The following is an 8,323-nucleotide window of genomic DNA, read 5'->3' on the forward strand; positions in this document are numbered from 1 at the left end:
GGAATGGGACGAGAGGTCAGCCAGCGCGCTGTCGGTGGTGGCGAGGCACTCGATCCCGAACCGGTCGAACAGGGCGCGGGGGCGGAAACCGTCCTGCGCCAGCTGCGCCTCGATCCGATCATAGGCGGCGTCTGCCGTGTCGGCGGTCAGGGGTTCGGTCAGCCCGAAGACATGCTCGAACGCGTGGTTCAGCCACAGGGCCGACGGGGTGCCGCGAAACAGGTGGAACTGGCTGGCAAAGCGCCGCCAGATCACGCGCGGATCGGTTTCCACCGGGCGGCCATCGGCGGAGGGCACGCCCAGATCGGCCAGTGGCACGCCTTGCGAGACCAGCATCCGAAACACGTAATGGTCGGGGATCACAAACAGCGCGGCAGGGTTCGGGAACCGGTCGTTCCCTGCAAACCAGCCCGGATCGCAATGGCCATGGGGACTGATGATCGGCAGATCGGCAACGGTGTCGTAAAGCGCCCGCGCCAGCCCACGCGCGCCGGGTTCGAGCGGAAACAGGCGATCCGGATCGGTCAGCGCCATGCGAATACATCCTTGAGCAACGGTGTTTCGCCAACTAATATGCTAGTCTATCAGACCTGTCAAAGCCGAACCAGATGCCCCTTGCCCCCCTGTCCCCGATCCAGCCAGCCAGCACCACGGACATGGTCTTTGACCGGCTTCATGACGCCGTGGTGTCGCTGGACCTGCCGCCGGGCTCGAAAATCTCGGAAGCCGAGATCGCCAGATCGCTCGACGTCTCTCGCCAGCCGGTGCGCGATGCCTTCTTTCGCCTGTCGAAACTTGGGTTCCTGAGCATCCGACCGCAGCGCGCCACCCTGGTCACGCGCATATCAGAGACCGCCGTTCTGCGCGCCGCCTTCATCCGGACGGCGCTGGAACTGGCCTGCCTGAACGCCGCCCTGCCCCGCCTGACCGCATCCGATCTGGACAATCTGGCCGCCGATATCGCCGCGCAGGACCATGCCATCGCCGCCGGAGACCGGCCCGGTTTCCATGCGCTGGATGACCGGTTCCACCGCCGCCTCTGCGAGATTGCCGGGCATGGCTATGCCTGGGATCTGATCCGCGAGCAGAAGGCGCATATGGACCGGGTGCGCTTTCTTTCGCTGGCCATCGGCAGCGCCGACGCGCTGGACGATCACCGTCACCTGTTGCGCGCAATACGCGCGAAAAACCGGGACAGCGCGGAAACGGTCATGAAGCAGCATCTGGGCCGCGTGAAAAACGCCATGGACCGGCTGCGGGGCGACCACCCGGCCTATTTCGAGGAGACCGGAACATGACCCGCACCCTGATGACCATCGGAGAATGCATGGTGGAAATGGCGCCGGGCGACGACGGGCGCTTTGCCATGGGCTTCGCCGGGGACATGTTCAACAGCGCCTGGTACGCACGGCAGGTGGCGGGGGATGGGCTGCGCGTGGCCTTCCTGTCCGCCATCGGGGACGACGCCGTATCGGGTGAAATGAAAAGCTTCATCCGCGCGGCGGGGGTTAAGCCGCTGCTATCCGTGGTGCCCGGCAAGAGCGTCGGGCTTTACCTGATTTCGCTGAAGGACGGGGAGCGCAGCTTTTCCTACTGGCGCTCGGATTCCGCCGCGCGGCGGCTGACGGACGGGCTGGACCGCCTGCCGGGGCTTGCTTCGGGAGACTGGGTTCTGATCTCGGGCATTACGCTGGCCATTCTGGACGATGACCGGCGCGCGCGGCTGCTAGGGCTGCTCAGCGAAGCGAAATCGCGGGGGGTGCTGATCGCGTTCGACCCCAATATTCGCCCGCGCCTGTGGGACAGCCCCGAGGAGATGTGTCGCCAGATCATGAAAGCGGCGGCGCTGTCAGACCTTGTCCTGCCCTCTTTCGACGATGAGGCCACCCATTTCGGCGATGCCTCGCCGGAGGCCACACTCGCCCGCTACCGCGCGGCGGGGGCGGCAAGCGTCGTGGTCAAGAACGGGGCAGGCCCCGTGATGGCGTCCGAGGGGTCGTTCCCCCCGGTGACGGTGCATCCGCCGGAAATCCCGGCCGTGGTCGATACGACCGCCGCTGGCGATGCTTTCAACGGTGGCTTCCTCAGCGCATTCATGGACGGTGCATCCCTGACGGACAGCATTCACGCGGGATGCACCGTGGCCGCTCAGGTGATCGGGGCGCGCGGTGCCCTGGTGCCGGTCAAGGGGTCCCGATCCTAAGCCACGTCACCGCATCGGCGAAAACAGCGCATCGGTCAGGGTGCAATCCCGCGCCACGTCGGGCGCACAGGCGCGCGGCTCCAGCTCTCTGGTCAGGCAGATGCGCACCTCCTGCACGCGGCCCGCGCGACAGGTGACGGTCAGCATGTCGTCTGTCAGCTGCGGATTGGCTTCCAGGAATGCCTCTTCGATCACCTCGGCGGGCAGGCGCACCTCTCGGGTCAACTGGCGCAGCAGGGCCGGGCGTTCGACGCTGTCATAGGCCAGACGCGACAGGGCGTAATAGTCGCTGGCCGAGAGGCCCGAACACACGCCGTGCTTGTTCCACTGGTACCAGGCCAGGCCGGATGTGCCCATGATATCGGCCATGGCGTTGGTCATCCCGCGCGACGGATTGCGTTCGACGGTGGGGCAGAAGGCAGGCCAGCCGTCTTCGTATTGCGGCCAGAGCCCGTGCAGGGTGAAACCAAAGCCCTGCCCGGGGTCGCATTGCGGCGAATCCCTGTCATCACCCTCGATGGCGCACCAGGAGGGTGTCCAGCTTAGCGCCATGACGTAGTAATCGAAGTCCCCCGCCGGTTCCCCGTCGGCCCGTGCCATGCCTGCCAGCATGAGAAATGCCAAGAATGCTCTGATCATTTGCCCTTCCCAAGTCGTGCCTTCCCGCTTATATACGCCTCGACCTCCCTTACAATAAGGAAGCGCGGGGCCCGCCCCGCCAGCCGAGTCACGGCCCGAGGGAGATTTGTTTTCGCGAAGGAGCGACCGAGATGAACAAACCGATCATGGCAAAAGCCACAGCTGTCTGGCTGGTGGACAACACCACGCTGTCCTTCAAGCAGATCGGCGATTTCTGTGGCCTGCACGAACTGGAGGTCCAGGGCATCGCCGATGGCGATGTGGCAGCCGGCGTCAAGGGCTTTGACCCGATCGCCAACAACCAGCTGACCCAGGATGAAATCGACGCGGCCGAGAAAGACCCGGCGCACAAGCTCAAGCTGAAATTCTACGCCGCCGCCGTCGGCGAGGAAAAGCGCCGTGGCCCGCGCTACACGCCGCTGTCCAAGCGTCAGGACCGGCCCAACTCGATCCTGTGGCTGGTCAAGTTCCATCCCGAACTGACCGACAGCCAGATTGCCAAGCTGGTCGGCACCACCAAGCCGACGATCCAGTCGATCCGCGAACGCACCCATTGGAACATCTCGAACATGCAGCCCATCGACCCGGTGGCGCTTGGCCTGTGCAAACAGTCCGAACTTGATGCCGCCGTGCAGAAAGCCGCCGCCAAGGCCGCCCGCGAAGGCGGCGCCATGAGCGATGATGAACGCCGCAAGCTGGTCTCGACCGAAACCTCGCTCGGCATGGATACGGAACCGCGCATCCCCTCGTCGATTTCGGGGTTGGAGACCTTCTCGCTGTCCGACAATGAGTCCGAGGACGACGACAAGGGCGACCTGCTGGATGCCGACAGCTTCTTCAACCTGCCCTCCGGCGGGGATGACGACGAAGACGAACAGCCCTGATCCTTTCGGATCCGCCAGAACAGCCCCCGGTCGCCCTGCGGTCGGGGGTTTTTTCTTGGCCCGGCTCCGCGTTAGATTGACCCGAGGTCTTTTTGAAGCGGAGTCATTGATGAAACGATTTGCCCTTTCTGCCGCGCTTGCGCTGCTGCCGGTTCCCGCCTTTGCCGATGTCATCTATTGCGAGTTGCCGTGGTTCGCCCGCAACCTGATCTTCGATCGGGCCGGGTATTGCTTTGCCTCCCCGCTTGGACGCGCGACATTCGATAACACCGGCTGCACCGGATCGGATGTGACCCTGTCAGAGCGGGATCGCGCCGCCATAGATCATATCCTCGATCTGGAAGAGGCGCTGGACTGTGCCATCGACAGCAGCAGACCCCGGCTGGAACATCTGGCCCATTTCGAACATCTGCGGAATGCCGACGTGGTGCCCGCCCCGGTTGAGCATGAAAGCGGGTGCATCGGGTATACCGGCCCGGTCCTGCCCTTGCGCGCCGCGCCGCAAGCAGATGCGCGCGTGATCGGCGAGCTGCGCCCCGGTGACAATGTCGGCTTCATCTTTCTCAATGAAGGCATCTGGGACTACGTGCTGATCAACGACCCGGACGACATGTCAACGCTGCGCGATGCGGGGTGGGCGCCGGTCGGGCTGGGCCGCATCGAATGCGAAATGTATGCCGGATAGCCCATCGGTCCGCGACGCGCAAAGCGCCGGATTTCAGCGCGTTTTGCTCTGAACGGGCCGGTACTCTATACTTGCGACAGACGTCGCACCGGAGGATTGCCATGCCCCGTCTTGTCCTTGCGCTTGCCCTGCTTGGCCTGTCAGGCCCGGTTTTTGCAAACGAGCCCTATTGCGAGGAACCCTGGTTCATCCGCAACCTGATATTCGACCGCGCCGGATACTGTTTCTCCTCCCCGCTTGGGCAGGCAGTCTTCGACAATGCGGACTGCACCGGAACCGATGTGACGCTTTCAGAACGCGACCGCGAGGCTGTGGCCCTGATCCGCGAGATGGAAGACCTGCTGGACTGCAATATGGACACGTCGGTTCAGACCCTGTCCACATTGCAAGAGCTAAACCAGCTGCGCCGCTTCGCGTTGCTGCCGATCCCCGTCGACGCCGCCAGCGGCTGTATCGGCTATCTCGGTCCTCAACTGCCCCTGCTTGTTGCACCGGGAGCCTATGACGGGCCGGTTCTGGGCACCCTGACACTGGAAAGCAGCATCCTGTTCGACTTCCTGCCGGAGGATGGCTGGGAATTCGTCACCGTCTACCCCAACGGCTGGGAAGGCCCGCCCGGCCCATCCGGCTGGGTCGAGCTGGGACAGCAGCAGCCACAATGCCGCGAGATCGCGGGTTAGCGGGCTATCGGTTGCGCCTCAGTGGGCCGCCGTTCCGACGCTATCCAGCAAGGTGCGGCCGCCATCCACGGTGATCACTTCGCCGGTCACGAAGGCCGCGCCATCGGAGCACAGGAACTGCACCGCGCCCGTAACCTCGCGCGCCGAGGCAATGCGGCCCATGGGTGTGCAATGCTTGATCTCCTGCCGCAGGTCGCGATTGTCCTTCAGCGATTCCTTCAGGCTGTTCGACATGAGCGACCCGAAGGCCACACCGTTCACGCGAATCCGGTGAGGGGCCAGCGCCACGGCCAAACTGCGCGTGGCCTGGTCCAGCGCCGCGGCGCTGATCGAATAGGCAAGCAGATCGGGATGGGTGCGCCGTGCGGCGATGGAGGACAGGTTGACAATCGCCCCGATCGGACCCTCTTCGACACCATCTTCCTCTGCCTGCGCGATCATCCGCTTGGCCACCGCCTGAGACAGTCGCAGCGCCGTGAACATATTCTGTTCCATCAGCGTCTCGACTGTCTTATCCGACGGGTCCAGCGGGTCGGATGACATCACCTGGCGCGACGCATTCACAAGGATATCGACCCTGTCGAAGGCGTCGATGGTAGCCGACAGCAGATTGGCCACGGTCAGCCTTTCCCGCAGATCACCGGCGAAATAGCGCACCCGGCTTTCTTCCTTCACGAAATCCCCGACAACATCGGCAAGGCGTGTCTCGTCCCGGTCGGCCAGCATCACCTTGGCGCCGCGTTCGATGAAATGGCGGGCAATCGCCAGCCCGACGCCATTGGCCGCGCCGGTGATTATGGCGGTCTTGCCCTGGATGGAAAGCGACATGGTCCGTCTCCGTTCGTCCCTCAGCCGCGGCGCGTGCCCTTGGGCTTGCCCGCCTGATAGAGTTTGTAGCCCGCAATTTCCGCCAGCAGCTTGCCGGTGCCGAAATGCGCTTTCAGCGTCGCTTCATAGGGCAAATGCTGGTTCGCCACCATGAAGAACTGCCCCGTGGGTTTCAGCATCCGCGCGGCCGCCGCGATAAAGGCCTGCCCAAGCGCGGGGTCCGCGGCCCGTCCGGTGTGGAACGGCGGGTTCGAGATAATGGCGTCGTATCGCTCTTCCGGCTCGAACGCCGTTGCATCGGCCCAGAAGAAGCGCGCGCGCGGATCGTCCACATTGGCCCGTGCGGCCTGCAACGCGGCATATTCCGCCTCGATCAGGTCCATCGCCGCGATGCTCTCCTGCTCGTCCAGCAGCACCGCCGACATATAGCCCCAGCCCGCCCCCAGATCGGCCACCCGGCCCTTGAGCTGCGGCACCAGCGCCACCAGAACCTCGGACCCCTGATCGGCACCGTCGGGCGAAAACATGCCCGGCGCGGTCACGAAGCCCTCTTCGGTTTCGCCCGGTTCCGCAATCCAGTCGGCCACCCCATCGGGCAGGACGTCCGGCCTGGTCAGCCAGAAGAGCTTGCCATGCGCCTTGGACATCGTCCCGTCCAGCGGCAGCAGCTTCTTCACCGCCTTGAGGATCGACTCGATCCCCTCATCCTTCTGCCCATCCACCGCGATCACCCCGCCGGGGCGGACCATTGTCAGCGCCTCGGCCACCAGCGACAGGCTCTCGCCCTTGCTTTTCACGATCTGCACCAGCGCGGCGGCAAACTCCCCCTCGGGCTCCACCCGCGCATCCAGCCCGCGCGCCGCCAGCCGGTCATGATCGGGGGCAAAGCCCTGCACGGCCTGCACCCGGTCGCGGCCGAGCGCGTCAAAATCCGCCTCGGCCCGGGCACGCAACACCAGCACCGGGCCATCCCCTGGCCAGGTCATGTCGCCGTCTTCCAGCGCGAGGGTCCAACGATCGGGGGTCATAGGTCAGGGAACGGCCCGGCGGCTATTCCTCTTTCTCCATGGTGCATTGCAGGGGGTGCTGATTGCGGCGAGCGAAATCCATCACCTGCGCCACCTTGGTTTCCGCGATCTCATAGGAGAACACGCCGACAACGGCCAACCCCTTCTTGTGCACCGTCAGCATGATTTCCACCGCCTGGCTGTGGCCGATCCCGAAGAACCGTTCCAGCACGTGGACGACGAATTCCATCGGGGTATAGTCGTCGTTCAGCAGCAACACCTTATAGAGCGGCGGCCGCTGCGTCTTGGGCTTGGTCTGCGTCAGCAGGTCGGCATCATTGCCGGGGGCAGTCTTGTCCGCCAGATATGTCGGGATGTCGATTGCCATCACAGGGTTCCGGGAGTCGCAGAGTTTCGGTAGGGGTCACTATATAAGCTGCTCCCCCTCGCAGAAAAGGGGGGGATTGTCACGCGATCACGTATCAGGGGGGCAGAATGCCGGTGAAATTGCAAACAATCGGTTTCGACGCGGATGATACGCTCTGGCAGAATGAAACCTTCTTCCGCATCACTCAGGCCCGATTTGCCGCGCTGTTGGCCGACTTCACGGAACGCGATCACCTGATGGACCGGCTGTTGCAGGCGGAAAAGCGCAACATCGGCCGCTACGGGTTCGGCATCAAGGGCTTCATGCTGTCGATGATCGAAACCGCCATCGAGGTCACTGATCGCAAGGTGCCCGCCAGCGTGATCTCCGAAATCCTTGCCGCCGGGCAAGAGATGCTGAGCCACCCGATCCACCTGCTGCCCCATGCGCAAAAGGCGGTTGAGACATTGGCCAACAGTCACCGGATCGTGTTGATCACCAAGGGCGATCTTCTGGATCAGGAACGCAAGCTGGCACAATCCGGGCTCGGGGATCTGTTCCACGGGGTCGAGATCGTCTCGCACAAGACGCCCGCGATCTATGCGGGCGCCTTCGCCCGCCACGGCACTGGCCCCGAAAGCGCAATGATGGTCGGCAATTCGATGAAATCCGACGTGGTGCCCGCGATCGAGGCCGGGGCCTTCGGCACCTATGTGCCCCACGGCCTGACATGGGAGCTGGAACATGCGGATGCCCCCGACACCCATCCCCGCTTCCGCGAAATCCCTGATCTCTCCGCCCTGCCCGCGCTGATCGAAGAGATCGAATCCTGATCCTTCTTCTTGGCCCAAATACTCCCGCCGGAGGCATCCCCCCCGCGCCACCGGACCGCTCGTGTCCATCGTGCTCCTCCCTCACCACGCCTCCGTGGCAACGCGGCCCGACGAGGCCTCCGGCGTCAGCCGGGGGTTGAGGAGGGCCGCTCCCGGGTCGACGCCGGCAGGCAGCGAAACTGCCTTTTCGTATGCAC

At 64.2% G+C, this 8,323-nt stretch carries 11 protein-coding genes; 6 read left to right on the top strand and 5 right to left on the bottom strand.

Annotation, left to right across the window (positions count from 1 at the left end):
- A partial coding sequence (locus BKY26_RS15400; RefSeq protein WP_193600200.1) for a glucuronate isomerase occupies window positions 1-534 on the bottom strand: 534 nt, incomplete at its 3' end.
- A gap of 74 nt (window positions 535-608) precedes the next feature.
- Between BKY26_RS15400 and BKY26_RS15405 the strand changes: the two genes are divergently transcribed.
- Both BKY26_RS15405 and BKY26_RS15410 read left to right on the top strand, forming a co-directional pair.
- Window positions 609-1,298 carry a GntR family transcriptional regulator gene (locus BKY26_RS15405; RefSeq protein WP_071691278.1) on the top strand — a complete coding sequence of 230 codons (690 nt, stop codon included), beginning with the start codon at window positions 609-611 and terminating at the stop codon, window positions 1,296-1,298.
- Window positions 1,295-2,203: a sugar kinase gene (locus BKY26_RS15410; RefSeq protein ID WP_071691279.1), complete on the top strand. Its 909-nt coding sequence runs from the start codon at window positions 1,295-1,297 to the stop codon at window positions 2,201-2,203. Before BKY26_RS15405 ends, BKY26_RS15410 begins: the two co-directional genes overlap by 4 nt.
- A 6-nt stretch (window positions 2,204-2,209) precedes the next feature.
- Here BKY26_RS15410 and BKY26_RS15415 read toward each other — a convergent pair whose 3' ends face one another.
- The gene (locus BKY26_RS15415) at window positions 2,210-2,842 is read right to left on the bottom strand and encodes a ribonuclease T2 family protein (protein WP_071691280.1); all 633 of its coding nucleotides are present in this window, start codon (window positions 2,840-2,842) and stop codon (window positions 2,210-2,212) included.
- A gap of 131 nt (window positions 2,843-2,973) precedes the next feature.
- Between BKY26_RS15415 and BKY26_RS15420 the strand changes: the two genes are divergently transcribed.
- From BKY26_RS15420 to BKY26_RS15430, 3 genes are all read left to right on the top strand, one after another.
- Window positions 2,974-3,726, top strand: coding sequence for a DUF1013 domain-containing protein (locus BKY26_RS15420; RefSeq protein WP_071691281.1), 753 nt, complete (start codon window positions 2,974-2,976; stop codon window positions 3,724-3,726).
- Window positions 3,727-3,835: 109 nt separating this feature from the next.
- Entirely contained in the window at window positions 3,836-4,411 is a 576-nt protein-coding gene (locus tag BKY26_RS20305) for a DUF4453 domain-containing protein (RefSeq protein ID WP_071691282.1), read from the top strand.
- Between the two features lie 101 nt (window positions 4,412-4,512).
- Window positions 4,513-5,091, top strand: a complete 579-nt coding sequence (locus BKY26_RS15430) for a YARHG domain-containing protein (protein WP_071691283.1) — start codon at window positions 4,513-4,515, stop codon at window positions 5,089-5,091.
- Between the two features lie 18 nt (window positions 5,092-5,109).
- On the opposite strand, the gene BKY26_RS15435 is transcribed toward BKY26_RS15430, so the two are convergent.
- Genes BKY26_RS15435 through clpS form a run of 3 tightly spaced genes read right to left on the bottom strand, consistent with a single transcriptional unit; the run spans window position 5,110 to window position 7,314 of the window.
- Window positions 5,110-5,919 (bottom strand): SDR family NAD(P)-dependent oxidoreductase, encoded by an 810-nt coding sequence (locus tag BKY26_RS15435; protein WP_071691284.1) that lies wholly within the window; start codon window positions 5,917-5,919, stop codon window positions 5,110-5,112.
- Between the two features lie 20 nt (window positions 5,920-5,939).
- Window positions 5,940-6,947: a class I SAM-dependent methyltransferase gene (locus BKY26_RS15440; RefSeq protein WP_071691285.1), complete on the bottom strand. Its 1,008-nt coding sequence runs from the start codon at window positions 6,945-6,947 to the stop codon at window positions 5,940-5,942.
- 22 nt (window positions 6,948-6,969) lie between these two features.
- Window positions 6,970-7,314, bottom strand: a complete 345-nt coding sequence (clpS, locus tag BKY26_RS15445) for an ATP-dependent Clp protease adapter ClpS (protein WP_071691286.1) — start codon at window positions 7,312-7,314, stop codon at window positions 6,970-6,972.
- A gap of 107 nt (window positions 7,315-7,421) precedes the next feature.
- On the opposite strand from clpS, the gene BKY26_RS15450 reads away from it, so the two are divergent.
- The gene (locus BKY26_RS15450) at window positions 7,422-8,126 is read left to right on the top strand and encodes an HAD family hydrolase (RefSeq protein WP_071691287.1); all 705 of its coding nucleotides are present in this window, start codon (window positions 7,422-7,424) and stop codon (window positions 8,124-8,126) included.
- Window positions 8,127-8,323: the final 197 nt, after the last annotated feature.

The sequence above is a fragment of the Nioella sediminis genome, from assembly GCF_001879695.1.
Taxonomy (GTDB): Bacteria; Pseudomonadota; Alphaproteobacteria; order Rhodobacterales; family Rhodobacteraceae; genus Nioella; species Nioella sediminis.

Bases quoted from the DNA above. Each gene is read 5' to 3' on its own strand.
- BKY26_RS15435 (WP_071691284.1), bottom strand. From the start codon at position 5,919: ATGTCGCTTTCCATCCAGGGCAAGACCGCCATAATCACCGGCGCGGCC.
- BKY26_RS15420 (WP_071691281.1), top strand. From the start codon at position 2,974: ATGAACAAACCGATCATGGCAAAAGCCACAGCTGTCTGGCTGGTGGAC.
- BKY26_RS15440 (WP_071691285.1), bottom strand. From the start codon at position 6,947: ATGACCCCCGATCGTTGGACCCTCGCGCTGGAAGACGGCGACATGACC.
- BKY26_RS15415 (WP_071691280.1), bottom strand. From the start codon at position 2,842: ATGATCAGAGCATTCTTGGCATTTCTCATGCTGGCAGGCATGGCACGG.
- BKY26_RS15430 (WP_071691283.1), top strand. From the start codon at position 4,513: ATGCCCCGTCTTGTCCTTGCGCTTGCCCTGCTTGGCCTGTCAGGCCCG.
- clpS (WP_071691286.1), bottom strand. From the start codon at position 7,314: ATGGCAATCGACATCCCGACATATCTGGCGGACAAGACTGCCCCCGGC.
- BKY26_RS15450 (WP_071691287.1), top strand. From the start codon at position 7,422: ATGCCGGTGAAATTGCAAACAATCGGTTTCGACGCGGATGATACGCTC.
- BKY26_RS20305 (WP_071691282.1), top strand. From the start codon at position 3,836: ATGAAACGATTTGCCCTTTCTGCCGCGCTTGCGCTGCTGCCGGTTCCC.
- BKY26_RS15405 (WP_071691278.1), top strand. From the start codon at position 609: ATGCCCCTTGCCCCCCTGTCCCCGATCCAGCCAGCCAGCACCACGGAC.
- BKY26_RS15410 (WP_071691279.1), top strand. From the start codon at position 1,295: ATGACCCGCACCCTGATGACCATCGGAGAATGCATGGTGGAAATGGCG.